This window comes from Flavobacterium sp. Root420 (genome assembly GCF_001427905.1).
Taxonomy (GTDB): domain Bacteria; phylum Bacteroidota; class Bacteroidia; order Flavobacteriales; family Flavobacteriaceae; genus Flavobacterium.
This window is the reverse complement of the sequence record NZ_LMEF01000031.1, coordinates 123,559-150,025: the sequence shown is the minus strand read 5'-3', so window position 1 is coordinate 150,025 and position 26,467 is coordinate 123,559. Positions and strand designations below refer to the sequence as shown.

Here is a 26,467-nt window from a genome sequence, read left to right as displayed (position 1 = left end):
GTATATGTTTATTAATAATCGAAACGTTTGAAAGCTTCGATTGCTTCGTATTCTGCCAAACCTAATTCATCATAAAGAAGGGCTGTGTTTTTATTACGGTCTTCTGCCCTAACCCAAAATTCTCTTGAATCGTTTCCTTGAAACATAACTCTGTCTTTCTGAGATTGGTGGTATAAAATTGCATGACGTTTCAATAATACTTCTGATGGAGAAAGGGGAACGGCCATGTCAATTTCGTGAATATCCCATTCGTGCCAGGCGCCTCGGTATAACCATAACCAGCAATCGTCCATGTATTTTTCTGGTTTCAGCTCCTTCATCGCAGCAAAAATGGCATTCAGACAAACTTCATGCGTTCCGTGTGGATCGGCAAGATCTCCGGCAGCAAATACCTGATGCGGTTTTATTTTAGAAATAATATCTTTTACAATTGCAATGTCTTCGGGACCTAGCGGATTTTTCTTCACCTGTCCTGTTTCATAAAATGGAAGATCTAAAAAGTGTGTATTTTCATCTTTTAGACCGATGTATCTTGTTGCTGCATAAGATTCTCTTCGTCTGATCAGTCCTTTTAATTTTCGAACTTCTAAGGAATCAACCTGATTTTCTGTCTTATTATTTAGAAAATTGATGACCGATGAAAAATTAACCCCATCTATTTCTTTACCGATAAAATCATTGCATACTTCGGCAAACTTTAAAGCTTCATCATCTGTAACGGCTATATTTCCTGAAGTTTGATACACAACATGAACGTCATGTCCTTGCTTTATTAATTTAGAAAAAGTTCCTCCCATAGAAATCACATCATCATCTGGATGTGGGCTAAAAAGAATTACTCGTTTTTTTGCAGGATTGGCCCTTTCCGGACGATGAGAATCATCTGTATTTGGTTTTCCACCCGGCCATCCCGTAATGGTGTGCTGCAATACGTTGAACATATTAATATTCAAATCATAGGCAGAACCTTCCAGGGCCAGAAGATCTGACATTCCGTTATTATTGTAATCTCTATCGGTAAGTTTTAATATGGCTTGTTTGGTTTCTCTACAAAGCCAGACAATTGCTTTGCGTTTTAATTCTTCTGTCCAGCTACATCCGCCAACCAACCATGGCGTTTCAAATCGGGTTAATTCTGATGCAGAAAATTGGTCTAAAACAAAAGTCGCATTTGAATGATTTTGCAAAAAAGTAGCTGGAACTTCTGAAGAAATTTCTCCCTGAATTGTTCTTTTGATAATGGAAGCTTTATTCTGTCCCCAAGCCATTAAAACAATTCTTTTAGATCTTAGAATTGTTGAAACTCCCATGGTAATTGCTCTTTTCGGAACGTTATCGATACCATTAAAGTCAGAGGAAGCATCGACTCTTGTAATATGGTCTAAGGTTATAATTCTGGTACCGGAATTTATATGGGAGCCCGGTTCGTTAAAACCGACGTGACCTGTACGGCCAATTCCCAATAGCTGAAAATCAAGTCCTCCGGCTTTTTTTATCTTTAATTCGTAATCAACACAATACTGATTTAATTCCTCCAGGGCAACTGTTCCGTCAGGTATATTTACATTTTCCGGTTTGATATCAATATGATTGAACAAGTATTGATGCATGAAGTAATGATAACTCTGACGATTCTCCTTAGTCATAGGATAATATTCGTCGAGATTGAAAGAGATGACATTGTAAAAACTAAGTCCTTCTTCTTTGTGCATGCGCACCAATTCTTCGTATACTTTTATAGGTGATGATCCTGTGGCAAGACCCAGTACGCAAGATTTATTGTTGGCCTGTTTGGAACGTATTAATTCGGCTATTTCGCGAGCAATTATTTTAGAAGCTTCAAGAGAACTCTCAAAAATCACATTATGATTTTTTTCAAAGCGTGTTTCTTCAAATTTTCCTGGTATGTCGTAAGCCAAAGAAGTATTGGTTTTCATAAATATATTCTTTGTTAAAGTTTAGTTTTTAACAAATATAGATACAAAAAATAGAATGATTACATTATTTTGCGTTATTTAACAAATTAAAATTCAAAACACGAAAAAAAACGCATAAAAGTAAATTTCAGGTTCCATCTTATAAAACAAAAACGCCTGATTTTCTATATTCTTCCAGTCTTGTGTCTTCCGGATCAAGATTAGTGACAATAGTGTCTAACTGACTTAGATCGCAAACTACGTGCGGCATTTTAGTATTCAATTTATTAGAAGAAAACATGGAGACTACCCTGTCAGATGACTCTATCATTGCTTTTTTTACTATAGATACTTCATATCCTATTTCCGTCAAGCCTTGCTTCACATTAATACTACTAGCTCCAATAAAGCAAATGTCAGCTTTAATTTTAGACAAAACCTGTATCACATCCATACCAATTGTCACCATTGCGTTTTTTTGCATTTTTCCACCAATAAATATCAAATCAATATTAGGATGTTGAGACAATTGCATTGCTATTGGCAAGCTATACGTGTAAATTGTCGCTTTTAAACCAGAAGGAATTAATTTTGCAAACACCAAATTCGTACTTCCTCCACTCATTATAATAACTTGTCCATCATGTAATAGGGAAAGTGCCTTAGTTACAATTTGTTTCTTTTCGTCTTCAGCACTTATATCAATATTAAAAACATCAACCGATTTCTCTGTAATCTGAATTGCACCGCCATAAACTTTTTTAAGTAATTTCTTATTGTCTAATTCGTTTAAATCCCTTCTAATGGTATCTTCAGACAAATCAAGAGCCAAAGCCAAATCAGTTGTAACAACCTTTTGTTCTTCAGCGAGTTTACTCATTATATATTTATGTCGTTCTGCTTTCAGCATTTTTTTGAAATTAAAAATTCAGGACAAATATATATATTATTTCAATCCGAAAGTAGGAAGAATACACAAAACTGCAATAGTTTGCATGTTTTTACAAAAAACAACGAAACAGCAGGAATTACGGATATAAAAATGCATTGTTTTGCGTTATTTTGGTTAATTTTTGAAAAATAAATACCAAATATTGCATTTGTACGCAATAAATAAATATATTTGCTTAACAACCATTAAAAAAACCAAATAATCATGAAAAAATTATTCCTTATTTCATTATTGGTTTTGTTCATTCAAGCATCATTTGGGCAAACAAAAACAATTACCGGAACTGTAAAAAGCAAAACGGACGGAATTCCAATTCCCGGGGTTAGTATTCTTATTCAGGGAACTTCAAATGGCAGCACCACCGATTTTGACGGAAACTACAGCATTGCTGTTTCAACAGGACAAACCCTTATTTTTAGTTATATGGGGTACGAAACTACAATGATTAAAATTGCGGGACAACAAAAAGTAAATGTTGAACTTTCAGAAAGCACTTCAAAATTAGATGAAGTTGTGGTCGTGGGATTTGCTTCCCAGAAAAAAACCAACTTAACGGGCGCTGTTGCGTCTATCGACGTTGCCAAAACCATAGGCAGCAGACCTTTAACAGATGTTAGTAAAGCCTTACAGGGAACTACTCCAGGTGTTAACGTTAGTTTTAACTCAGGAAACATTAATCGTGCGGCGACTATTAATATTCGTGGAGCAGGAACAATTAATGGATCAGACGCTCCCTTAATATTAGTTGATGGAGTTCCAACGGATTTATCTCTTATCAATCCAAATGATATTGCAACGATGTCTGTTCTTAAAGATGCCGCTTCGGCTTCTATTTATGGAGCTCGTGCTGCTTTTGGTGTTGTTCTTATTACGACTAAAGGCGGAAAAACAGGCGAAGGAAAAGTAAGATTCTCTTACAGTGGAAATACAGCTTTTACTAATCCTATTTCGACTTTAAAATTCTTAGATCCAACAGATGAAATTCCGGGCTTAATTGCAGCAGGAACCCGTACTGATGGCTCCACACCGGAGATTTTTGGTCAAAACTACAGCATCTTACTTGCAGGAATTAAAAACTGGAAAGAAAAATACGCAAATAACCGTACCAGCCATGAGATGGTTTATGGAGAAGATTGGGAAATTAAAAATGGTACGCCTTACTTCTACAGAGTTTGGGATGCAAATAAGGAATTATATGCAAAAGATGCACTTCAAACAACACACAATCTTTCAGCGCAAGGTAACTTAGGTGATAAAAGTTCTTTCTTCGCTTCATTTGCCATTACCAACCAGGAAGGTATGTTAAGAGTAAATCAGGAACAAAGACAAAGAACCAATGTTAACTTGGGATTTACAACAAAACTGGCTGAATGGCTTACCGGAGATTTCAAAGTAATGTCAATCAACAGTTCTTATGATCAACCTTTTAATTATTACGGTGGTTCTGGTACTGATGATACAAGTTATGGAGGTTATTTTGGATATGCACTTCGTTGGGGTCAGTATTTTCCAAACTTTGGAACATATAGAGGATATAATTTCCGTACCGCAGGAGGATATTTAGCAAATGCATCAAGAAATGAAAACACTAACCGTAATACCAGATTAAGTGCCAAATTTACGGCTGACATCACAAAAGCATTCAATGTAATTGCAGAAGTAAGCAACGTAGCTAACTATGCGAACAGAAAACAAAATGGAGGAAAATTCCAGGCTTGGGATAGCTGGTCTGCTATGCCATATGATGCAACAACAATTCAAACAGCAGTACCGGCAACTCTTGAAACAGGAAATGATTTTGTAGCACAATCAAAGTCAGAATCTACTACAAATGTTGTAAATATCTATGCTAATTATAAAAAGCAACTCGATAAGCATAACTTCAAAGTTTTAGGAGGTTTCAACTCTGAGTGGCAGGAATACTCTCGTAATTATGCCAGAAGAAATACCTTGCTAGACAAATCAAAACCAGAATTTAATCTTGCGGTCGGAGAACAATTTACCGGCGGAGCAGCAAACATTTCCCTTAATCCGGCAGAAACAACGTATTCAATTGCAGGTTTCTTTGGACGTATCAATTATGATTATAACGGAATTTATTTATTAGAACTGAATGCCCGTTATGATGGTTCATCAAAATTTCCAACAAGCGAGCAATGGGGATTCTTCCCTTCTGCTTCTGTAGGATACAAAATCGTGAATGAAAAATTCATGGAATCTACACGTACTTGGTTAAATGACCTGAAGTTACGTGCTTCTATCGGATCGATCGGAAATCAAAATGTTGGAAACAATGCATTCTTATCGATATTAAACTCAACAAATCCTTCATGGGTAAACAGTGGTTCTACACTTCCTCCTTCTATGGGCTTACCTACTAATGTTGACCCGGCATTGACCTGGGAGAAAGTATACACAAAAGATATAGGTATTGATATTAAAATATTTGATATGCTTGGTGCTTCGTTTGACTGGTACCAGCGTGATACCAAAGGAATGTTGGCTCCGGGTATAACACTTCCGGGTTCATTTGGTCAAAATTCTGCCCAGACTAACTCAGGAAACATGAGAACAAGAGGCTGGGAATTATCTTTAAACTTTAATAAACAATTAAGCGATAATGCTTCAGTATTTGTTGATGTTGCTTTATCAGATTATCAATCAGTTGTAACGAAATGGAACAACAGTTCTAAATTATTAGCTTTAGTTACACCTACTACATATCCTTATTATGATGGTTTTGAAATAGGACAGATCTGGGGTTTAACCAGTGACAGACTTCTTCAGGCTGACGATGTAATTACCAACAACGGTAAAACAGTAAATGGCGTTGATTACTCTAAAACAATGGGAGGTAATTTCAAATACGGAGCTGGTGATGTGCATTACATTGACACCAATGGTGATGGAGCTATAACTCGCGGTGCTGGAACTGCAGACGACCATGGAGATTTGCAAAAAATTGGTAATTCAACTCCTCGTTACAAATATGGTATCACTTTAGGTGGGAAATATCGTGGATTTGATGTTTCGGCTTTCTTCCAGGGAGTTGGAAAACGTGATTACTGGGCTGCTTCTGATGCTGTTTTACCTTTCTTCCGTGCACCTCAACAGATGTATGAAAACCAGGCAGACTATTGGACACCAGAAAACACAGATGCTTATTGGCCAAACCCATACTATGGGAATGAAGCCAATACTTTTGGTTCAGGTACTTCAGGTCAAAACAACTTTGTCACATCGACAAGATATTTATTAGACATGTCTTATCTACGTCTTAAAAACTTTAGTCTTGGATATTCATTGCCATTAGCAATTGTTAAAAAAGCCGGCTTAGAAAAAGTAAGATTATATACTTCAGGTGAAAACTTAGTAACATGGGCCGACAAACGTCTTCCTGTAGATCCTGAAATTGACGAAACAGAAGTTTTCTGGGGAAGAGCTTATCCGTATACCAAAACATGGTCTTTTGGTGTTGAGCTTTCTTTCTAATACTAACAATTCAAAACTTTTACAATGAAAAATTCAAATATAAAATCAAGATTTCTGCTTCTGTTTGCTGCAGCTTTAGTAGCAACAACCGCAGTTAGTTGTTCAGACTATCTGTCAGATGATCCTGCAGATAAATTTACCAACGATAACTTTTGGCAATCAGAAGACAACGTAAGAACCTTTTCATGGCTTAATTACGATACTTTTTATGGCTATGGAAACGGAACAACAATCGGACTTTCTTTTTTCTATTATCATGGAAGTGATTACAAAGTAGATGATAACTTATCTGCCTTTACCTTTTATCAAATGCCTGTTACGGCGGCTACAACCAATGTTTATTCCTGGAATGAATATTATACTCTTATTCGCCGTTGCAATTTGATGCTTGATAAAGTACCAACTGTTCCTATGCCACAAGATAAAAAGAACCATTACATTGGTGTTGCTAAATTTTTCAGGGCTTATACGTATTTCCGTTTAGTGCAAAAATTTGGCGATGTTCCTTACACGGATCAATTTTTAGCTCAGGGAGATGCTGAAGTTTATGCTCCGGCGATGCCAAGAGCGCAAATTATAGATAAAGTAATTGCAGAGCTGGAAGAAGCTGCTAATTTGATGCTGCCAGTTGATGACAAAAATGCTACTGTTAATAAATATACCGCTTATGCAGCTTTAAGTAACGCTTGTCTATATGAAGGAACTTACAGAAAATATCATTTAAATCAAGATGGAAGTACTTATCTTAATAAAGCAAAAACGGCTTCATTAGCCATAATGAATAATCCGGCTTATAAATTAAACGCAGACTGGAAAGGTCTTTATAATTCAGTTGAATTACTAGGAAACACAGAAGTGATATTGACAAAACGTTATTTAACCAACGTTTTAATGCACTCTCTTCAAAACTATACCAATACTTCAACAATACAATATGGTTTGACAAAATGGGCTGCTGATAGCTATGTAACCATAAACGGATTACCTATTCAACAAGCAGGAAATGCTCAATTTACAGGGGACGATAACGTTACAAAAACATTTGCAAACAGAGATCCGCGTTTTGGTAAAACGGTAAATCCTGCTAATTACGGATACAAAGGAAAACCTTTTGGTACTACAGCATTAGTGTCAATGTCTGGATATGTGTTTGAATTGTACAACAATCCGGCAACTACTGGTCCTGACGTTACAACAGGCGGACGTAATTATACCGATGCCCCATTATTCACCTTAAGTGAAGTATATTTAAATTACGCAGAAGCTTGTGCTGAATTGGGTACTGCAACAAATAATGATCTTGACATTTCAATCAACAAAGTTCGTATTCGTGCAGGAATTGCACCTTTGACTACGGATGGAACTAATGCCTCTGTAGGAGGTGTACAAATTAATGACCCAAGAAGAACAGCTGCTTTAGAGCAAATTTCTGGTGCTGTTAATCCTCTTATTTGGGAAGTGCGTCGTGAGCGTCAAATCGAATTTATGAGCTGGACAACTTTAAGACAGGCAGATATTTACCGTTGGAAAAAAGGAGATTATTTGGATACTTCAAAAAATCCTGATGTAAATCTTGGAGCCAGAATTGGTACTCCTGTAGGATCGCAAACCGTAGTTGACGCTAACGGATATGTAAAAATATATCCCGCAAGCACAAGAACTTTTGAGGCTAAACATTATTTAATGAATATCCCAACAAATGATATTGATTTATATAAAGCTCAGGGTGTTGATTTAAAACAAAATCCAGGTTGGTAATTCGGAATTAAAAAACTGAATGAATAAAATAATAAACTACCTCTGGAGATAATCATTCCAGAGGTAGTATTTTAAAACAGTTTATTTAACCGTTTTAAAATACTAAAATGAAAACCTTTAATCTGAAAAACTCAGATAAACATTCTTCTTAAATTGATTATCTTACAGCAATCAAAAAACATTGACTATCAATCAATAACAATCAAAAATATATTTAATCATTTTCAGCCTCCTAACTATTAAACTGTAACCAAAATGATAAAATTCATCACAAAAAGTACTTTTGTTATAGCATCTCTATTTTTCATTCCCTCCTATTGCAATTCATTTCAAAATGTTGTAAAAAGCAACTCTGAAATCAATACAACTATAATAAAAACAGGAGCTGATAATTATGAAAAATACCTGCCTTTATTAAAAGATAAAAAAGTAGGGATCGCTACAAACCAAACCGGAATTTTATCTAATAAAACACATTTAGTAGATTTTTTATTGGAGAAAAAAATTGCCGTCCAAACCATTTTTGCCCCTGAGCATGGATTTAGAGGAACTGCCGATGCCGGAGAACATATAGTTGACGGTAAAGATCAAAAAACAGGGTTGTCTATTATTTCTCTTTATGGTGATAATAAAAAACCGAAACCAGCGCAATTAGCAAGAATCGATATTATGCTATTTGATTTACAGGATGTTGGTGCACGTTTTTACACTTATATTTCTTCTTTGCATTATGTTATGGAAGCCTGTGCAGAAAATGGGATTCCGCTTATAATCCTTGACAGACCAAATCCGAATGGTCGCATCGTGGACGGACCACTTTTAGAAAAAGAATTTACAAGTTTTGTAGGGATGCACCCTATTCCGTTGCTTCACGGAATGACAATCGGAGAATATGCAAAAATGATTAATGGCGAAAAATGGCTAAAAGGCGGAGTTCGATGTAAATTAACTGTTATTCCTTGTAGCGATTACAAACGAGAAATGGATTATAGTATCCTTGTAAAACCATCCCCAAATTTACCCAACGACCAATCCATAAATCTATATGCAAGTTTGTGTCTTTTTGAAGGCACCAATGTAAGTATGGGCCGTGGAACCGAAAAACAATTCCAGATTTACGGATCACCTTTTTTAACGAAAACTAATTTCAGTTTTATACCAAAACCAAATTTTGGGGCCAAAGATCCTTTATACAACGGAAAAGAATGTTTTGGCGAAGACTTAACAGCTTATCCTAAAGTGAATCGATTAGAACTAAAATGGCTACTTAAAGCCTATGAAAATACAAGTGACAAAACGAAATTCTTCAATGCTTTTTTTACAAAACTTGCCGGAACCAAGAAATTACAACAACAAATTGAAAGCGGAATTTCTGAAGAAAAAATAAGAGAGAGCTGGAAGAATGATCTGGATTCCTTCAAAAAAATGCGCACGAAATACCTGATTTATTAATGCAAAAGAGCGAAACCAATTATTCGAAAACTTTGGTTTCAAAAATCAAAAAAAAAAAAGAAAAATGAAAAATAAAAATCCTGAAACTGAACAAGAATCTTTGTACAAAGACTTGGATCAAATGAGCGTGAAAGAACTTCTTACTAACATCAATACAGAGGACAAAAAAGTGCCTCATATCATCGAAGAACAGATTCCTAAAATTGAAAAACTGGTTAAGGCAATTGTGAAAAAAATGCAATTGGGAGGCCGGTTATTTTATATCGGAGCCGGAACTTCAGGAAGAATTGGGATTTTAGATGCATCAGAATGTCCTCCAACCTTTGGGGTGCCCCATGATATGATTATCGGAATTATTGCCGGTGGAGACACTGCCATTAGAAAAGCAGTTGAGAATGCCGAAGACGATACGGAACAAGCATGGAAAGACTTAGCCAAATTTGAAATTTCAAGCTTAGATTTTATTATCGGAATTGCTGCTTCAGGAAATACCCCTTATGTTTTGGGGGCTTTGAAAAAAGCTAAGGAACACAATGTCAAAACAGCGAGTATCTCCTGCATTAGTAACGGACTTATTGCTCAGGAAGCAGATTATCCGATTGAAGTAATTGTAGGCCCTGAATTCTTAACCGGAAGTACAAGAATGAAAGCGGGAACAGCTCAAAAACTGACCTTAAACATGATCTCTACTTCGGTAATGATTAAACTCGGAAAAGTGAAAGGCAACAAAATGGTTGATATGCAGTTATCTAACGAAAAATTGGTAAAACGCGGGATCAAGATGATTATGGAAGAACTTGGAATTGAATATGATTTAGCCGAAGCATTACTGCAGAAACACAAAAGCGTAAGAGCTGTTTTAATGGCTGAAAATAAAAATCTGGAAATTTAACAACCTAACTAATCTGATCTTTTATAGTTTTATAAAGAATCACAAACCACTAAAAACCAAAAATGACACCAACGACAATCCTAATCCTGATTATCATTTATTTCGGAGCCTTATTTTATATCTCACATCGGGTGAGCAGAAAAGATGACGGAAATGCTGCTTTTTTTACCGCTAATAAAAATTCAAAATGGTATTTAGTTGCTTTTGGAATGATAGGAACTGCTCTTTCAGGGGTGACTTTTATATCGGTTCCCGGAGAAGTTGGTGCTCCAAGTGGTGAACAATTCAAATATTTTCAGTTTGTACTGGGAAATGCAATTGGTTTTATAGTAATCACAAAACTATTACTGCCCTTGTATTACAGAATGAATCTGACATCCATTTATAGCTATATAGAGCAACGGATGGGCTTTTATAGCTATAAAACGGCTGCCTCAATTTTCCTGATCAGCAGAACAGTAAGTTCTGCCTTCAGACTCTATTTAGTGGTTATTGTATTGCAGCGTTTTGTATTTGATTTTTTCCATATTCCTTTTGCGTTTACCGTATTAATTTCTCTGCTTCTTATTTTTTCTTATACGTATAGAGGTGGATTAAAAACGATTATTATAACCGATACTTTACAGACTTTTTTCCTGGTAACTTCTGTTTTCCTTACTATTTATTTTATTTGCGACCGTATGGATTTAAGTGCCATTGGCGCGTTTGAAGAAGTAAAAAACAGCAATTATTCCAAGATATTTTTCTTTGATGATTTTATGGGAAGCAAATTTCATTTCATCAAACAAATTTTAGGCGGAATGTTTGTCACCATCGCCATGACAGGGCTCGATCAGGATTTAATGCAAAAAAACCTAAGCTGTAAAAACATTGGCGAAGCACAAAAAAACATGTTCACTTTTACGGGAATCTTTGTTATCATTAATATTTTCTTTTTGAGTGTGGGTGCTTTACTGTACATCTACGCCAACAAAAACGGAATCTCAATTCCGACTGATCTTATTACCGGTAAACCAAGAACTGATTTACTTTTTCCTGAAATCGCCCTGAATCATTTGGCTACAATTCCGGCTATTGTATTTTTATTGGGAATTATTGCTGCCACTTTTGCTACAACAGATTCTGCTTTAACCGCCCTTACTACCTCTTTTTGTGTCGATTTTTTAGGCATGGATAAAAGCGAAAATACTAAGAAAAATACGGTGCGTACAAGACATTTAGTGCACATCAGTTTTTCGGCATTGATCTTTTTTGTGATTCTTATTTTTAATTCGATCAATGACAGTTCTGTGGTTGGAATGATTTTCAAAGTGGCTTCTTATACCTATGGCCCTTTATTAGGATTATATGCTTTCGGATTGTTTCAAAAATCAAGAAATGTAACCGATAAACTGGTTCCGTTAATCTGTTTGTTATCGCCATTCTTTACCTATCTGATCAATGAAAATTCTAAAATATTATTTTCAGGATATGTATTTGACAATGAATTAATAGTGCTAAACGGTCTAATAACCTATTTGGGATTATTCCTGACAAGTTCCAGAAGCAGTACTAAAATAAGTTTCTAAAAACGCAAACTAATCGACAAATCAATTGAAAACTATGCTATAGTTTAGTTTTCGGTTGCCCAAAAAATATGATATGAAAGAGTACTTCATAAAAATAAGCCTGTATGCTGCATTTTTACTTCTGATAACTAATTGTGCTTCCAAAAAAAATAACACAGTTACAGATTCTAAAAAAGACATCCCATTAAAAGACACGGTTGTTTACAGGGCCAAAAGTAAATCAGAGAAGAAAACATTTTTTAAAGATTCAGATCAGGAAACGAAATGGGTAGACAGTATTTACAGTAAAATGTCGCTTCAGGAAAAAATAGGACAATTGTTCATGGTTTCGGCTTATTCCAACAAAGATTCTGTTCATGTAAATAGTGTCGAAAAATTAATTCAGGATTATAAAGTTGGTGGCGTTATTTTTTTTCAGGGAGGCCCGGTGCGTCAGGCGAAACTAACCAATCAATATCAGTCAAAAACTAAAATTCCTTTATTTGTAGGCATTGATGCAGAATGGGGATTGGGTATGCGATTGGATTCGACTTATATCTATCCGTGGAATATGACTTTAGGGGCCATTCAGGATTTAAGTTTAATTGAAAATGTTGGAAAAAACATGGCCAATGAAAACAAAAGAATTGGCGTTCATTTTAACTTTGCTCCTGTTCTTGACATCAATACAAATCCTAAAAACCCAATTATCGGAAACCGTTCTTTTGGTGAAGATAAAGTCAATGTAACCAACAAAGCTATTGCCTTAATGAAAGGTGTAGAAAGTCAGGGCGTTTTTAGTACCGGAAAACATTTCCCCGGACATGGCGATACTTCAACCGATTCTCATAAAGCATTGCCTTTGGTTGAGTTTTCAAAAGAGCGTCTTGATTTAGTTGAATTGTATCCGTACAAACGAATTTTTGATGAAGGTTTGGTATCTGTAATGGTGGCCCATCTTAATATTCCGAGTCTCGAACCAAGACCCAATAATCCTTCTTCGGCTTCTTATGATATTGTAACCAACGTACTTCAAAAACAATTAGGTTTTGAAGGTTTGATTTTTACAGATGGTTTGGCCATGAGAGGGGCGAGTAATTTCAAACCGCCTGGAGAACTGGAAATAGCCGTAATTCTTGCCGGAAATGATATTTTACTTTGTCCTGAAAATGTTCCTGTAGCTTTTCAGAAACTTGAAGTTGCCTGTACGGACGGCACTATCACCGAAGAACGTTTGGCACATTCTGTAAAAAAGATATTGCATTATAAATACAAGGCCGGATTGCACCAATACAAGCCTGTTGCTATGGTCAATATTTACAATGATCTTAATTCGTCACAAAATGATGCCTTGCATTATAAGTTATATGAAAATGCCATTACCGTTTTGAAAAATGAAAAGGAAATCTTGCCGATCAAAAAATTAGATCAGAAAATTGCCTATGTCAAAATGGGAGAAGATGTGAACAGCACTTTTGTAACTACCTTAAAAAAATATACTGAAATCACAGAAGTAGCTAATACCAATATTGACAGCTTAAATCAGGAATTAAAAAAATACGACACCGTTATTATTGGTTTTCATAAGGTAAATAAAGCATGGGAAAAACAAGATTTTACAGATACCGAATTGCTTTGGCTGCAGGAAATTGCAAAACACAACAAAGTCATTCTGGATATTTTTGCCAAACCTTACTCCTTATTGCCAATTACTAATTTTGATGACATTGAGGGCTTGGTTGTTTCGTATCAAAATTCAGATATAAGTCAGATTGTTTCTGCAGAAGTACTTTTTGGAGCCGTGGGTGCAAAAGGAAAACTACCGGTATCTATCAACACAGCTTTCAAAGTAAACGATGGTTTATCAACCGGAAAAGTAAACCGTCTTGCCTTTACAACTCCTGAAAATGTGGGTATGAATCCGCAGATTTTATCGAAAATTGATGCTATTGCGCAAAAAGCAATCGATGGTAAAATGGCTCCGGGAATGCAGGTTTTGGTAGCACGAAAAGGAAGTGTCATTTTTCAGAAATCGTATGGACATCATACTTATGAAAACACTGTAAAAGTTTCTAATAGCGATTTATATGATGTCGCCTCGATTTCAAAAATGATTTCGACATTGCCCAATGTGATGCAATTGTATGATAAAAACAAAGTGACCCTGGATACCAAATTAAAAGATATGGTGCCGTTTTTTGCCAAAACAAACAAAGAGAATATCATCTTCAAGGATTTATTAACGCATTATGCGGGACTTCAGGCGTGGATTCCTTTTTACAAAGCAACTTTGGACAGTGAAGGAAAACCTTCAAAAAAATACTATCGCAAAATAGCCGAAAATAATTTCACTACAAAAGTGGCCGATAGTCTTTACATCAGAAATGACTATCACGATACTATTATGAAGATTATTGCTGATACGCCCTTGTCTCTTAAAAAAGAATATAAATACAGTGATTTTACCTTCATTATTCTGAAAGAATATTTAGAAAGAAAAACGCGTAAAAAGTTAGAAGAACTGAGCCAACAGAACTTTTACAGCACACTGGGAATGAATAATACGCTTTACAATCCGTTACTGAAATTTGACAAAAATAATATTGCTCCAACCGAAGTAGATACTTATTTCAGGCATCAGGTCATTCAGGGATATGTACATGATATGGCAGCGGCAATGGAAGGCGGAGTTGCGGGTCATGCCGGGATTTTCTCTAACGCTATGGATGTTGCCAAAATGATGCAGCTGTTTTTACAAAAAGGAAATTATGGCAATAAACAATACTTTTCAGCACAAACATTTGATGCTTTCAACACTTGTTATTACGCCGATAAAGGAGTTCAACGAGGTTTGGGATTTGATAAAAGAATTGGTAAAGACGGCCCTACTTGTGCCTGCGTTTCGGTTTCTAGTTTTGGACATACCGGATTTACAGGAAACATAGCCTGGGTTGATCCTGAAACAGAAATTGTGTATGTATTTTTATCCAATAGAACCTATCCGGAAGTTGTTAATGATGAGAATAAACTAGCTAAAGGAAAAATTCGGGAAGATATTCAGAAAATAATTCAGGAAGCCATTATAAAATAATTTCGTTTTTAATAATTAATGAAACCAAAAAAATAAACCAATGATTAAAGAACGTTTAACTTCATTAGATGTATTTCGAGGATTTACAATCTTATTAATGACAATTGTCAACAACCCCGGAAGCTGGGCCGCCATTTACCCACCTTTAGAACATGCAGAATGGCATGGCTGTACGCCAACTGATTTAGTTTTTCCTTTTTTTGTTTTTATAATGGGAACAGCGATTCCTTTTGCAATGCCAACCAAACATTTTGATCTGGCCGTTTTTAATAAAATAATGGTTCGCTCTTTACGAATTTTCTGTTTAGGATTATTTCTAAGTTGTTTCAGCAGAATTCATTTATTTGGTTTAGAAGGAATTCCCTTATTAGCAATTAGACTAATCATAGCTTTTGCGGTTGCTTATGCCCTCTTAGGAAACTTTAGTTTAAAAGTTAAAACCTTTCTCGCTGTCGGAATCTTTGTTATTTTGATTGCTCTGGCCTACAGTGGACTTGAATCTTTTGAAGATACCAGAATTCCAGGAGTTTTACAGCGTATAGGAATCGTTTATTTCTTTGCTTCTATTTTGTATTTGAAAACAAATTTAAAAACACAGCTTATAGTTGCTGCTTCCATTTTAATTGGATATTGGCTTTTAATGGCTTTTGTTCCTGTTCCCGGAGTTGGTCCTGCCAATTTCGAAAAAGGGACTAATCTGGCAGCCTGGTTGGATAATTTACTTTTAAACGGACACTTATGGGGTGTTTCGAAAACCTGGGATCCGGAAGGAATTTTGAGTACTTTACCCGCTATCGGAACAGGAATTCTCGGAATGTTTATTGGACAAATACTGAACTTACAAGTTCCTAAAATTGAAATTGCAAAAAAAACAGCTATTGCAGGGGTCGCGTTGTTAATAGCAGGTTTACTTTGGAATATCATTTTCCCTATCAACAAATCACTTTGGACGAGTTCTTATGTTTTATACACTGCTGGTATTGCAACAATATGTTTAACGATTTTATATTACATTATAGACATTGCAAACTATAAAAAATGGGCTAAACTGTTTTTAATCTGGGGCGTAAATCCAATGATTGTATTTTTCTTTTCTGGGATAATTCCGAGAGTAATGAGTTCTATTAAAGTTCAAAATCCGGAGGTCGCTTCAGAAGAAATTAATGTTCAAAGCCTGATTTATAACCATTGGATAGTGCCGTGTTTTGAAAATCCCCTGAACTCTTCATTGGCTTATGCCATTATATATGCCCTTTTTTGGTCCTTTATTCTTTGGATTTTTTACAAAAACAAATTGGTTTTTAAGGTTTAAAAAAAGTACTGTAGTGATACATACACAAAATTTAAATCTTTTTTGTTAGTTGGTAATTAAAGCTCCCGAGAAATCCGGAGCTTTTCTATGTAATAAACTACTCTCTTCTTATCCTTCTGTAAAGGAAAAATATACACCAAAAACTCCCTTTCACAATTCAAAAAAACAGTATAACTTAACCTTAAAATTCAAACATTTAAAAATAAAAATGGACAATCAATAAAAAACCGCCTCAAATTTTGTTCTGAGACGGCTTCTTTTTCTTTACATTCCTTCTTTTAAGAAAATATACTTCTAAAATCCTGATTTTTTACTATTGTTTCAATTTCAGATTCTAAATATTGATATATTTTACTGTTTAAAAAATTCCCCATACTAATTCGTTGTACTCCTGCATTTTGCAGTGTTTTAAAATCAGGCAGATCAGGCATACACATTACATTTATTGGTAGCTTAGTTGCTTTTGTTAATATTGCAATATCTTCAATTTTTGTAACACAAGGAAAAAATAATCCGTCAACACCGGTGTTTTCATAGAGACTTATTCTCTTCTTTGCTTCAATCAAACTATCGGGCATACCCAACAAGAAAACATCAGAACGAAGATTAATAAATACCTCTATTTTCTCTTTTAAAAGTAGCTCAACAACTGAATTAATTTTTTTAGCAAATATTTCTGCATCTATAATTGTTCTTACTCCACTTTCAACTATAGAATCTTCTATGTTTATTCCCGAAACACCAATTTTGTACAGTTCTTTAATGTTTGCTACAATTTCTTCAGGAGTTTTTCCATAACCTGCTTCCAGATCTACAGACAGTGGTAGGGTTACTGAAGCTGCAATACGTTTTATAATAAATAAATATTCCTCAAAACTCATTTCTTCACCATCGGCATACCCTAGTGTTTCAGCAATTGCATAGCTTGAAGTGCCGATAGTGGTAAAGCCAAGATTTTCCATTTTTTTTGCACTTTGTACATTCCAAACATTGCCAATTAACAGTGGCTCAGATTGATTGTGTAATTCTTTAAACTTTTTAAAATGATTTCCCATATTCTCTAATTTTAAAATTAGGAAGCTATCCTATTTTTTGAACTTATTTAATTAATGTCTGTTTCTTTGATGTCTGAAATTACGATATCATCAGCATCCAGAGCGCTTAAAAAATCTGTTGCATCAAACCCTTCACCTAATGTTGTAACTCCTTGTTTTTTAATTTTACCCGTCAATATTCTTTTTATGGCCTCTACAATTAATGGAGCTGTCACGGCATAAATATCTATTCCTTCAGCAATAATTGATCTTTGCTTATTGTCTTTTGTTGCGACTACTTCCATACAAAAACGCTGAGACGATCTGTTTTTTTCATCCACAGGTTTAGGCTCTGGCGTTTCATCACTTCGTATGTCAGTCAAAGAGTTTTGACTTAGATACGTGTTGATTGTATTCACGTTAATATGTCGTGAAATCGTAATTATTTCTGAAAGTGGTACAGTCACAACTTCCTTTCTTAATATTGGATGCGGAAATTCCCAAATTTTTGATTTAACCTCCAAGACAGGCTGTAAGCGATTTTCGGCAAACATAAATCTTTGATAATGATTTCGCTCTCCGGTTAATCTCGTTCCTTTTGTTGGATGCCAGGAATCTAAACCTATATAAAGTGCTATTTCGTCCACTTTATCCCAGCCCTGAGTAAGTGTTGTGCTTAATAAATCTCCCAGACCACCATAAAATGCAGCAGCAGGAATTATTGTTATATCAGCCTGTTTTGCTTTTTCAGAAAATTGTTCAAAGATGTCCAATACCGCTTTCTGTTCGGCGCTAACATCAACATAGTGTTTTCCCAATCTAATTGCAGACTGAATGATAGGTTCTGCTGTATCTAGAAATGGACCTGCACAATTTACAATGATTTCTGCATCTGCGAAAGCCACATCCAGAGTTTCAGGATGATTAATATCTGCCACTTTTATTACTAAATCCGGATAATCTTTACTTAAGATATTCAACTTATCGGCATCCCGACCAATAAGAATAGGCCTGAATCCTTGTTGATAAAGCTGTGCGACTAAAAATTTTCCTGTGTGTCCGTAAGCGCCATATATTGCAACTTTATTTTCCATAAAATGATTTTAATATTTAAAAGTTTGTTATTGTGCTATTACTTATAATTTGAATAATTAAATCTTTATAATTTTCGGTTACTGCTAAAAGAATCTCTGAACATTTTCCAGCCTTCAGGAGTTTTTTTCCAAAGTACAAGAAACTTACCATTATCAAACAATTCTCCTTTTGCATTAAAAGACTGCCATAAACCTTCTTCTGTTACAAACTCAATACCGTCGCCATATACAGCTGTTGTTATAAATTTGCCATTTCTCATTCCGTAGCTCTCATAAGCTGCTCTAAAAAAATTTGCAGCAGCATCCGGACCACACATTTGTACCGAATTAGGAGCCATGATACAGGCATCTTTAGCATAACGATCAATAAAAATAGAAGAATCGTTTTTTACGAATGATTCAAAATAGACAGCATTACTTTGGGCAATTGCTTTTTTAGCTTCTTCTAAAGCAGTATTTTGAATTTCTTTTTTAGGATCCTTGCAGGATAAAAACATTACAAGAACCATTACGGAGATAAATAACTTGTTGTGCATAATAAATATTGTTATGGTTACAATGCAAAATTCAGTTTATGCACATTAAGAACTAGTGACTTATGTCACTTTTTCAGATAACAAATTATTTTTTCAACCGACTCAGTGTTTCCCTTGAAACTCCCAAATAAGACGCTAATTTCTTTTTTGAAATCCGCTGAATCAGATCCGGATATTCTTTAATCAGGAGATTAAACCGTTCCGTCGCATCATTGGTCATATAAGTAAGTAGTCTCCTTTGTTGTTTTACGAAACTGTCATTGGCCTTTTTACGGAAAAAATGTTCCATTTTAGAAAAGGCAGCACAGAGTTTTTCCCGATCCTCAAATGAAATCGAAATCAATTGGGTCTGTTCAAGGCAAATGATATCAAAAATGGCTACTGTTTGGTTATAAAAACCCTGCTGATCTGTAATCCAGCATCCTTCATTGGCGAATTGAATGATGTGTTCTTTGCCTTCTTTGTCTGTATAATTAGACACCACCAAACCTTTAGAAACCCAATAAGTCTGATTTGCTTTTTCGCCTTGTTTTATTAGATATTCGCCTTTCTTAAAAGTGATTTTTGAAAAATACGGCAAAATATCGTCAAACTCCTCTTCTGTGATAGAAGAGAAATTTGCGATATGCTTGTAAAATATATGAAATTCAGACTCGCTCAACTCTTGGTAATTTATATTAGAAACTTATTATTGAATCAATTTATGATACAAGAAATTTAGTACTAAAATAAACTCATTTTTTAGATTGGCCAAATCCTTTTTCATAGCCTTCGGCAAATACCTGTTTTCTTATCCAAAAACATTTACCCCTTTTCCTGTAGTTATGAGGCTCAATAAACTTTCTTCTATTAGTTTTCCCCAGGCATTTGAGCAGTCTCCATAACATTCAAATTCCCGAACCAAACCCAAATGACTAAAACGAACTTGCGTTTTATTATTTACTTCAGAGATTTCAAATACAATTTTTGTTCCTGTCCATTCTGTTTGGTCTTTCACAAAACTTAATTTACTATCTGTAATAAGCCATTGGATTTTCTCGTTTGGAATAAACTCAATTATTTTTTGTTTTGAAAAATGAATACCAGGCACACTGTAACTAAATTCGTCATTTAGCGCAGCTGTATTTCCTTCTACTTCGCCCTGCCACCAACTGCGAACGTCATTGATAGCATTAAAAACTTCTTCTTTGGAATTATCAACCAATTATTGCTGTACTAAAATTTGATGTTGCCATTTTGTTGTTTTTTTAATTATTTAAGTAATTGCAATTGGCCTAAATGGTATTGCAAATGAGATGTTCTTGTTACAACTATATTCAATTTATTGCGATGTGGCTCTTTTTCAAAATCTTCAGCATTTACGGCTGTATGTTTTTCGAACCATTCTTCCGGTTTCAGTTTGTCAAATTTTTGTTTTATCACTTCAGACTGTTTTACCCAGAAAGTTCTCAATTCTGATACTGTTGGTAATTGTTGTACTGCTTTATCCGGGAATTTTATGAAGGGTTCATTTAATTCAGGATATAGCTTTCCGCCCATATCCAATAGAATTAACAAATCATCGTGGACCGCAATAAGATGTCCTAGCAAATAAATGCCTCGATTTTTCCCGGGAGCGATTTCTTTTTGTAAAGTTTCGTCGGTTAAGGAATTTAATAAGGTATCGCAATTTGCTATAGATGCATACCATCTGTCTAATATCATTTTTACAAATAATTCGGGTGCTGTTGTTGTTGTCATTTTTTTCATTTTAATAGTTATAAAATATTTATGTATCAGGTATTTTTTGAATCGTAAGCATAAATCTGAACTTCGTTGTCGTCTGCAAAAATCCTTCTGTCAACTGCACATTGTTGTCCTATGTCTGACTTAAAAGATTCCATCATTACTTCAAGAGAGTCAAAATACAAATTGGCTACACGATAAACATCATTATGTCCTGTAAGCGAAATAATAGGGCCTTCATTAATTTCATATTTTAGCAATCCAGGCAATTGTTTTGCGAGCGGAATATGTATCTCAAAATAATGTTTTTCAAAAAATTCTTTATCTTTTGGTGTTGTGTAAATCACGGTCATTTTTGCCATAATAGTTTTTCGTTCAGATTGTTAGATAATGCTGCAAAGTTTTATTTTGTAAAATTAACATCTAATAATCAAAACATTAAGGTGTTAATGAGACATTCTAACGGGTGATTTTGGACAAAAACATTTATTATCTTTACTTATAAAATAAAAACAAAAAGCGATGAAACATCTTACCATTATAGTTCCAAATGGAGATAATAATCTTCCGAGCATCACGGGCGCTTACGAAATCTTTTGTAGAGCAAATGCTTATAATAAGACAAATGGCAAAAAAGAGTTGTTTAAAATACAATTAGCCGGAATTTCTGAAGAAATAGATTTTAATGGCGGATTATTTACTGTGAAGCCACATCTTAACATCTCGGCAGTTACCAAAACTGATCTTATCATTATACCGTCATTAAATCATAATTATAATATAGCATTAAAAGATAATGAGCAATTGTTGCCATGGTTAGAAAAGCAATATTATAACGGTGCCGAAATTGCTACCATTTGTACAGGTGCATTTATGCTCGCAGCATCTGGATTGCTAGACGGGAAAAGTTGCTCTACACATTGGTCGGTAACCGAAAATTTTAGGCAAATGTTTCCAAAAGTAAATTTACAAATTGACGAATTAATTACAGATGAGAAAGGAATTTATACAAATGGCGGGGCATATTCATTTCTTAATTTGATGATTTACCTGATTGAGAAATACTACGACAGAAATACTGCTATTTACTGTTCTAAAGTATTTCAGATAGAAATGAACAGGAACATGCAGTCGCAATTTGCAATTTTCACAGGTCAAAAAAAACACGATGATGAATTGATTCAGCAAGTTCAGTTGTACATAGAAAAAAATATCGAAGAAAGAATATCCGTTAACGAGTTATCGACAAAGTTCAATGTTGGAAGAAGAAATTTTGATCGACGATTTATAAAAGCTACCGGAAACACTCCTATTGAATATTCACAAAGAGTTAAAATAGAAGCGGCTAAAAAAGCATTTGAAACAAATCGCAAAACAATTAATGAAATAATGTATGAAGTGGGCTATTCTGATGTAAAAGCATTTCGCGAAGTATTTAGAAAAATTACAGGCATGTCTCCATTGGAATACAAGAAAAAATATCATAAAGACGCTGTTTTTGCAGCATAATAATATATAAACGCCACAAAAAAAAACCGCTCTCCCGAACGGTCTTTGTACTATTTTCAACATTCATCAAAAGCTTAAGCTCTAAACAAAGTATATTTATTGTAGTTGAACAATACCTGATCATACGGCACAAAAAGCGATGTAATTTTCTCTGAAGAAGCATTGAATGTGATTCCGTTATATTTTCTGAACAAATAGATTTCTTTTAAACAATTAGATAAGCTTTGGTGTATCTCTGTTGTAAAAGTTGGCAGCTGCTTATCTCCCACCAATAAATCTATTTGATAATTAGAACTACTTTTAGACAAGTTATTCCCAATAATTCTTATTGTAAAAGTGGTCGCTTTTCCGTGTTGTTCACCCTGATATTGTACTACCATAATTTATATTTTAAAAAGGTTATTTATTTCTATTCAAATATTCAATTTGACGAATTAAAGTTATAAAAAAAATCAAACCTGTAAACAATTGGGTTTAATTTTTTAGTAAACATTTAAGTAAATTTAAACCATAAAAAAAACCGTAATGACTTACGGTTTTTCAGCAATTAACTAAATATATTTAATCAACTTGTTTCAACGAGAGTAATTTTCATTCATAAGCACGATTAATTTTGGGTAACAATTGTAGTTTCTTTTTCAGTGTTAATTTCTAATAAAAATGGGGTTCCATTATCATCCACCATAGTCATATTTAATGGATCTAATAAGGCCAGATTCTTAGAAACGGTTCCTTTAAATTTATTATAAGAAAGATTCATTTCAGATAAATTATGTAATTTTTCAAGTCCTTTCGGTATTTCTCCTTCAAAACTATTATCAAATAAACTCAGGTTTTGTAAGGCATGAAAATTTATTATTTCAGCACTTAAAGTCCCTGACAGCTTATTATTATTTAAAAGCAATATTTTCAAAGTCTGAATCTTATAAATCGAACCAGGTAAATCGCCCCCAATTTCGTTATTAAATAAAGAAAGCACTTCGAGTTGCTTTAATTTTCCAATCTCTGCCGGCAATTTTCCGTGCAGCTTATTTTTATGAAAATCAATAGTTACCAGATTTATCAAATCAAAAAAATCAGCCGGTAACTCTCCTTGCAAATTATTATCTTCTAAATAAAGTCCGATTACTTTTCCATTTTCAGTTTGAACACCGTGCCAGGTTGAGACAGAAAGAGATAAATCCCATTTAATTTTCCAATTTGCTCCATTAGTAGCATGATAAAATTTAATTAGGGCATCTTTTTCTTTATCTGAAACAGTATCTGCATAAATATTCAATGAAAAAATAAAAGCTATAAAAAATGAGGCTAAGCTTTTCATAACAAAATTTGGGGTTTGTTTGTGGTTAAAATTATACATTTTATAGATATAAAGCAGTAAATGTCGATAAAGTGTTAATAAGTTAATAATTAACACTATTTATACTACTTAATAAAATCGTCAAACGGTATTATTTTTTGATTAAATTTGAGCAACTAATCCTAAAAACCTTATATTATGGAAATTAACTTTATTGCATTATTACTTGCGGGAATTGTCACACTTGTTACCGGATTTATTTGGTACAATCCAAAAGTGTTCGGAACCATCTGGATGAAAGAAAATAATCTGACTCAGGAAGAACTTCGAACAGGAAATATGCTTAAAATCTTCGGGTTTACGTATATCTTTTCTTTAATGATCACAGTAGTTTTGATGGGACTAACCATCCATCAATCCGGAGCAGTTGGTATGGTAGGCGGACCACCAATGCTAGAAAGTGCAAAACCTTCATTTGCCGCTTTTATGGCAGATTACGGAACAGCATATCGTACTTTTAAACACGGAGCGCTTCACGGTTTCATATCGGGATTATTTTTTGCATTTCCGGTAATTGGTATCAATGGACTATTCGAAAGAAAATCCTGGAAATATATCTTTATTCATGCAGGATACTGGATGTTAACCCTTACTTTAATGGGAGGAATTATCTGCGCATTTGCATAAATTACACATACAAAACCCGTTTGATATCCAATTTCAAACGGGTTTGTCTTAATAATAACTTAAACCGCACCAGTTATTATAAATATTATCTAATTTTGAAAAAATTAGCTCTCACTTTTGACTACAACTTATTCTTTCGAAATATACAATAGTGCATCTTCACTACCCGTAGAGTGGAATTCACTGACTTCTGACAACATTTTTTTGACCAGAGAATATCTCACAGTTCTTGAAAATTCCTGTCCGGTAAATATGATTTGTCATTTTATTGGAATTTTTGAAGAAACAAAACTTGTTGGAATCGCCATAACCCAATTTTTGTTTGCAGAAAAACTGGAATCTTTTGGCGATCGCGATCAGTGTTTAAAAACTTCCGTTCGTAATTTTGCCTTTAAAAATTTCGCTTCACATGTTTTATTCGTTGGCAATAATATGCTGACGGGTCAGAATGCTTTTGCTTTTGATAAAACCATCCAACAATCAAAAGCTATTAAAACACTCCATAAGGCGATTAATCAGCTTAAAAAAGACCTGAAAGCTAAAGGAAAAAAAGTTCATATTACCAGTATAAAAGATTTTACGAAAACAGAAATTAAACCGCTTCAGGCCGAATTTAAAAACAATTATACGTTTTCTACACAGCCCAATATGATTTTTGAAATCAATGAAAACTGGAAAAGAGAACAAGATTACATTGATGCTTTATCTAAAAAGTATCGCGATCAATACAAGCGTGCCCGCAAAAAAGCTGATGGAATTGTAAAACAGAAAATGTCCTTAACTGATATTTTAAAATATGAAGATATCATTTACGAACTCTATTTTCATGTTGCAAAAAATGCTCCTTTCAACACTTTCTTTTTAGCCAGAAATCATTTTAGTTTTTTTAAAGAAATCATGAAAGATGATTTTTTACTGTACGGTTATTTTTTAGATGGAAAACTAATTGGCTTCAATACTTTAATTAAAAATGGAGCGATAATGGACACTTATTTTCTAGGTTATGACGAAAGTATCCAGCGCGAGAAAATGTTGTATTTAAACATGCTGTATGACATGATTGCTTATTCTATCAATCAGGGTTTTTCAGAAATTGTTTTTGCCAGAACAGCACTTGAAATCAAAAGTTCTGTTGGTGCAAAACCTTTAAAAATGTATGGCTTAATTACGCATAGCAATGCTTTAATCAATCATAATATAGCCCGCTTTTTTAATTACCTGGAACCTAAAACAGAATGGCAGGAACGTAATCCGTTTAAATAACAATTTCAAAGTTTAGAAAACTGAAAGATTTTTAAGGGATAGCTATTTTCATCTGCTTGTGCAGAATATGAATTTCCAGATCAGTTTGTGCACCGCAATATTCACCGTCAATTTGAAAATTCACCGGATAATCTGTTTTTATCGTAGCCTTGTCTGTCGAAATAATTACAATATCATCAGAATCAATTGGCATGTTTCCGGTAATAATTTTTCCTAACAGAAAAATATCAAGACTTTTAAGGATTACTAATTCAAATTTTCCATCATTCATAACCCCATTAGGGTTTATCGTTACACCCGTTCCATATCGCTGCGAATTCGCAATTACAATAATTCTGGCTGTATGTACCACCTCTTGATTATTGGCAGAAATAGTGGCTATAAAAGGTTCGTCTAAATCTTTTATTGTGGAATAGGCCTGCAAAGCATATCCCCAAAACCCTCTTAAATTGCTTTCTTCGTAATTTTTTACCAAATCTGCATTAATTCCGATATCGCTCAAATGAATGCTTTTTTTGCCATTTATACAAATCATATCCATTTCGATATAATGATTCAAAAAAGCAATTTTCAGATTTTCTTCAATGGTCGGAGGCAGATTTAAATCAACTGATAAGCCATTTGCCGAACCAGCCGGAAGGATGCCGATAATTACATCATGTTGTTCCATTGCTTCGGCTACCATCTTTATAGTTCCGTCGCCACCTGCAACAATTATGCGTTCCGGGTTATATTGTTTGTAAAGTGATTGTATTTCTTTGATATCATTTTTTCCAGTGGTTTCATAAACCTCTAAATCAAAATGATTGGTAGTGGCAAACTCCGCAACAGCGTTAACTAAATCTGATTTATCCAAATCGCCAGAAATAGGATTTACAACAAATATGATATTCTTTTTCACAATTTT

General features: G+C 34.3%; 22 protein-coding genes. 10 read left to right on the top strand and 12 right to left on the bottom strand.

The window, feature by feature from the left end; translation table 11 throughout:
• Positions 1-11 precede the first annotated feature (11 nt).
• Together nagB and ASC72_RS19700 are read right to left on the bottom strand one after the other, a co-directional pair.
• Positions 12-1,937, bottom strand: coding sequence for a glucosamine-6-phosphate deaminase (nagB, locus tag ASC72_RS19705; protein ID WP_056194904.1), 1,926 nt, complete (start codon positions 1,935-1,937; stop codon positions 12-14).
• A gap of 139 nt (positions 1,938-2,076) precedes the next feature.
• Positions 2,077-2,826: a DeoR/GlpR family DNA-binding transcription regulator gene (locus ASC72_RS19700; RefSeq protein ID WP_056194900.1), complete on the bottom strand. Its 750-nt coding sequence runs from the start codon at positions 2,824-2,826 to the stop codon at positions 2,077-2,079.
• 246 nt (positions 2,827-3,072) lie between these two features.
• On the opposite strand from ASC72_RS19700, the gene ASC72_RS19690 reads away from it, so the two are divergent.
• From ASC72_RS19690 to ASC72_RS19660, 7 genes are all read left to right on the top strand, one after another.
• Positions 3,073-6,360, top strand: a complete 3,288-nt coding sequence (locus ASC72_RS19690; protein ID WP_056194893.1) for a TonB-dependent receptor — start codon at positions 3,073-3,075, stop codon at positions 6,358-6,360.
• Positions 6,361-6,384: 24 nt separating this feature from the next.
• Positions 6,385-8,118 (top strand): RagB/SusD family nutrient uptake outer membrane protein, encoded by a 1,734-nt coding sequence (locus ASC72_RS19685; RefSeq protein ID WP_056194890.1) that lies wholly within the window; start codon positions 6,385-6,387, stop codon positions 8,116-8,118.
• Positions 8,119-8,373: 255 nt separating this feature from the next.
• Positions 8,374-9,570 (top strand): exo-beta-N-acetylmuramidase NamZ domain-containing protein, encoded by a 1,197-nt coding sequence (locus ASC72_RS19680; protein ID WP_056194888.1) that lies wholly within the window; start codon positions 8,374-8,376, stop codon positions 9,568-9,570.
• 64 nt (positions 9,571-9,634) lie between these two features.
• Complete coding sequence (gene murQ / locus ASC72_RS19675) at positions 9,635-10,462, top strand: N-acetylmuramic acid 6-phosphate etherase (RefSeq protein ID WP_056194884.1); 828 nt, start codon at positions 9,635-9,637, stop codon at positions 10,460-10,462.
• A gap of 62 nt (positions 10,463-10,524) precedes the next feature.
• The gene (locus ASC72_RS19670; protein WP_056194881.1) at positions 10,525-12,030 is read left to right on the top strand and encodes a sodium:solute symporter; all 1,506 of its coding nucleotides are present in this window, start codon (positions 10,525-10,527) and stop codon (positions 12,028-12,030) included.
• Between the two features lie 73 nt (positions 12,031-12,103).
• Positions 12,104-15,100, top strand: coding sequence for a glycoside hydrolase family 3 N-terminal domain-containing protein (locus ASC72_RS19665; protein WP_056194879.1), 2,997 nt, complete (start codon positions 12,104-12,106; stop codon positions 15,098-15,100).
• Positions 15,101-15,140: 40 nt separating this feature from the next.
• Entirely contained in the window at positions 15,141-16,412 is a 1,272-nt protein-coding gene (locus tag ASC72_RS19660) for an acyltransferase family protein (protein WP_056194875.1), read from the top strand.
• 278 nt (positions 16,413-16,690) lie between these two features.
• Here ASC72_RS19660 and ASC72_RS19655 read toward each other — a convergent pair whose 3' ends face one another.
• The 7 genes from ASC72_RS19655 to ASC72_RS19625 all read right to left on the bottom strand — a co-directional run bounded on the left by ASC72_RS19655 (position 16,691) and on the right by ASC72_RS19625 (position 21,163).
• A complete protein-coding gene (locus ASC72_RS19655; RefSeq protein ID WP_056194872.1) occupies positions 16,691-17,467 on the bottom strand; it encodes an isocitrate lyase/phosphoenolpyruvate mutase family protein in 777 nt (258 codons plus the stop codon).
• Positions 17,468-17,514: 47 nt separating this feature from the next.
• Positions 17,515-18,540 carry a trans-acting enoyl reductase family protein gene (locus ASC72_RS19650; RefSeq protein WP_056194868.1) on the bottom strand — a complete coding sequence of 342 codons (1,026 nt, stop codon included), beginning with the start codon at positions 18,538-18,540 and terminating at the stop codon, positions 17,515-17,517.
• 65 nt (positions 18,541-18,605) lie between these two features.
• A complete protein-coding gene (locus ASC72_RS19645; protein WP_117595817.1) occupies positions 18,606-19,076 on the bottom strand; it encodes a DUF4440 domain-containing protein in 471 nt (156 codons plus the stop codon).
• Between the two features lie 85 nt (positions 19,077-19,161).
• The gene (locus ASC72_RS19640; RefSeq protein WP_056194865.1) at positions 19,162-19,737 is read right to left on the bottom strand and encodes a Crp/Fnr family transcriptional regulator; all 576 of its coding nucleotides are present in this window, start codon (positions 19,735-19,737) and stop codon (positions 19,162-19,164) included.
• A 129-nt stretch (positions 19,738-19,866) separates the two neighbouring features.
• Positions 19,867-20,280 (bottom strand): SRPBCC domain-containing protein, encoded by a 414-nt coding sequence (locus ASC72_RS19635; RefSeq protein ID WP_241775761.1) that lies wholly within the window; start codon positions 20,278-20,280, stop codon positions 19,867-19,869.
• A 47-nt stretch (positions 20,281-20,327) separates the two neighbouring features.
• A complete protein-coding gene (locus tag ASC72_RS19630) occupies positions 20,328-20,816 on the bottom strand; it encodes a DinB family protein (protein WP_056195184.1) in 489 nt (162 codons plus the stop codon).
• Between the two features lie 35 nt (positions 20,817-20,851).
• Entirely contained in the window at positions 20,852-21,163 is a 312-nt protein-coding gene (locus ASC72_RS19625; RefSeq protein ID WP_056194863.1) for an EthD family reductase, read from the bottom strand.
• A gap of 160 nt (positions 21,164-21,323) precedes the next feature.
• Here ASC72_RS19625 and ASC72_RS19620 point away from each other — a divergent pair, with 160 nt between their 5' ends.
• Positions 21,324-22,310 (top strand): GlxA family transcriptional regulator, encoded by a 987-nt coding sequence (locus ASC72_RS19620; RefSeq protein WP_056194860.1) that lies wholly within the window; start codon positions 21,324-21,326, stop codon positions 22,308-22,310.
• A gap of 74 nt (positions 22,311-22,384) precedes the next feature.
• On the opposite strand, the gene ASC72_RS19615 is transcribed toward ASC72_RS19620, so the two are convergent.
• Both ASC72_RS19615 and ASC72_RS19610 read right to left on the bottom strand, forming a co-directional pair.
• Positions 22,385-22,690 (bottom strand): hypothetical protein, encoded by a 306-nt coding sequence (locus ASC72_RS19615; RefSeq protein WP_056194857.1) that lies wholly within the window; start codon positions 22,688-22,690, stop codon positions 22,385-22,387.
• A gap of 227 nt (positions 22,691-22,917) precedes the next feature.
• The gene (locus ASC72_RS19610; RefSeq protein WP_056195181.1) at positions 22,918-23,631 is read right to left on the bottom strand and encodes a hypothetical protein; all 714 of its coding nucleotides are present in this window, start codon (positions 23,629-23,631) and stop codon (positions 22,918-22,920) included.
• Between the two features lie 177 nt (positions 23,632-23,808).
• On the opposite strand from ASC72_RS19610, the gene ASC72_RS19605 reads away from it, so the two are divergent.
• Positions 23,809-24,297, top strand: coding sequence for a DUF1761 domain-containing protein (locus ASC72_RS19605; RefSeq protein ID WP_056194855.1), 489 nt, complete (start codon positions 23,809-23,811; stop codon positions 24,295-24,297).
• Positions 24,298-24,414: 117 nt separating this feature from the next.
• On the top strand, positions 24,415-25,560 hold the full coding sequence (locus tag ASC72_RS19600) for a peptidogalycan biosysnthesis protein (RefSeq protein ID WP_056194851.1): 1,146 nt from the start codon (positions 24,415-24,417) through the stop codon (positions 25,558-25,560).
• A 31-nt stretch (positions 25,561-25,591) separates the two neighbouring features.
• On the opposite strand, the gene ASC72_RS19595 is transcribed toward ASC72_RS19600, so the two are convergent.
• Positions 25,592-26,461 (bottom strand): diacylglycerol kinase family protein, encoded by an 870-nt coding sequence (locus ASC72_RS19595; protein WP_056194849.1) that lies wholly within the window; start codon positions 26,459-26,461, stop codon positions 25,592-25,594.
• Between the last annotated feature and the right edge of the window lie 6 nt (positions 26,462-26,467).

Excerpts from the sequence above, each read along its gene's own strand:
- ASC72_RS19605 (WP_056194855.1), top strand. The coding sequence starts at position 23,809 with ATGGAAATTAACTTTATTGCATTATTACTTGCGGGAATTGTCACACTT.
- nagB (WP_056194904.1), bottom strand. The coding sequence starts at position 1,937 with ATGAAAACCAATACTTCTTTGGCTTACGACATACCAGGAAAATTTGAA.
- ASC72_RS19630 (WP_056195184.1), bottom strand. The coding sequence starts at position 20,816 with ATGACAACAACAACAGCACCCGAATTATTTGTAAAAATGATATTAGAC.
- ASC72_RS19670 (WP_056194881.1), top strand. The coding sequence starts at position 10,525 with ATGACACCAACGACAATCCTAATCCTGATTATCATTTATTTCGGAGCC.
- murQ (WP_056194884.1), top strand. The coding sequence starts at position 9,635 with ATGAAAAATAAAAATCCTGAAACTGAACAAGAATCTTTGTACAAAGAC.
- ASC72_RS19645 (WP_117595817.1), bottom strand. The coding sequence starts at position 19,076 with ATGCACAACAAGTTATTTATCTCCGTAATGGTTCTTGTAATGTTTTTA.
- ASC72_RS19655 (WP_056194872.1), bottom strand. The coding sequence starts at position 17,467 with ATGGGAAATCATTTTAAAAAGTTTAAAGAATTACACAATCAATCTGAG.
- ASC72_RS19660 (WP_056194875.1), top strand. The coding sequence starts at position 15,141 with ATGATTAAAGAACGTTTAACTTCATTAGATGTATTTCGAGGATTTACA.
- ASC72_RS19685 (WP_056194890.1), top strand. The coding sequence starts at position 6,385 with ATGAAAAATTCAAATATAAAATCAAGATTTCTGCTTCTGTTTGCTGCA.
- ASC72_RS19615 (WP_056194857.1), bottom strand. The coding sequence starts at position 22,690 with ATGGTAGTACAATATCAGGGTGAACAACACGGAAAAGCGACCACTTTT.
- ASC72_RS19665 (WP_056194879.1), top strand. The coding sequence starts at position 12,104 with ATGAAAGAGTACTTCATAAAAATAAGCCTGTATGCTGCATTTTTACTT.
- ASC72_RS19610 (WP_056195181.1), bottom strand. The coding sequence starts at position 23,631 with ATGAAAAGCTTAGCCTCATTTTTTATAGCTTTTATTTTTTCATTGAAT.
- ASC72_RS19620 (WP_056194860.1), top strand. The coding sequence starts at position 21,324 with ATGAAACATCTTACCATTATAGTTCCAAATGGAGATAATAATCTTCCG.
- ASC72_RS19690 (WP_056194893.1), top strand. The coding sequence starts at position 3,073 with ATGAAAAAATTATTCCTTATTTCATTATTGGTTTTGTTCATTCAAGCA.
- ASC72_RS19680 (WP_056194888.1), top strand. The coding sequence starts at position 8,374 with ATGATAAAATTCATCACAAAAAGTACTTTTGTTATAGCATCTCTATTT.
- ASC72_RS19625 (WP_056194863.1), bottom strand. The coding sequence starts at position 21,163 with ATGGCAAAAATGACCGTGATTTACACAACACCAAAAGATAAAGAATTT.
- ASC72_RS19650 (WP_056194868.1), bottom strand. The coding sequence starts at position 18,540 with ATGGAAAATAAAGTTGCAATATATGGCGCTTACGGACACACAGGAAAA.
- ASC72_RS19700 (WP_056194900.1), bottom strand. The coding sequence starts at position 2,826 with ATGCTGAAAGCAGAACGACATAAATATATAATGAGTAAACTCGCTGAA.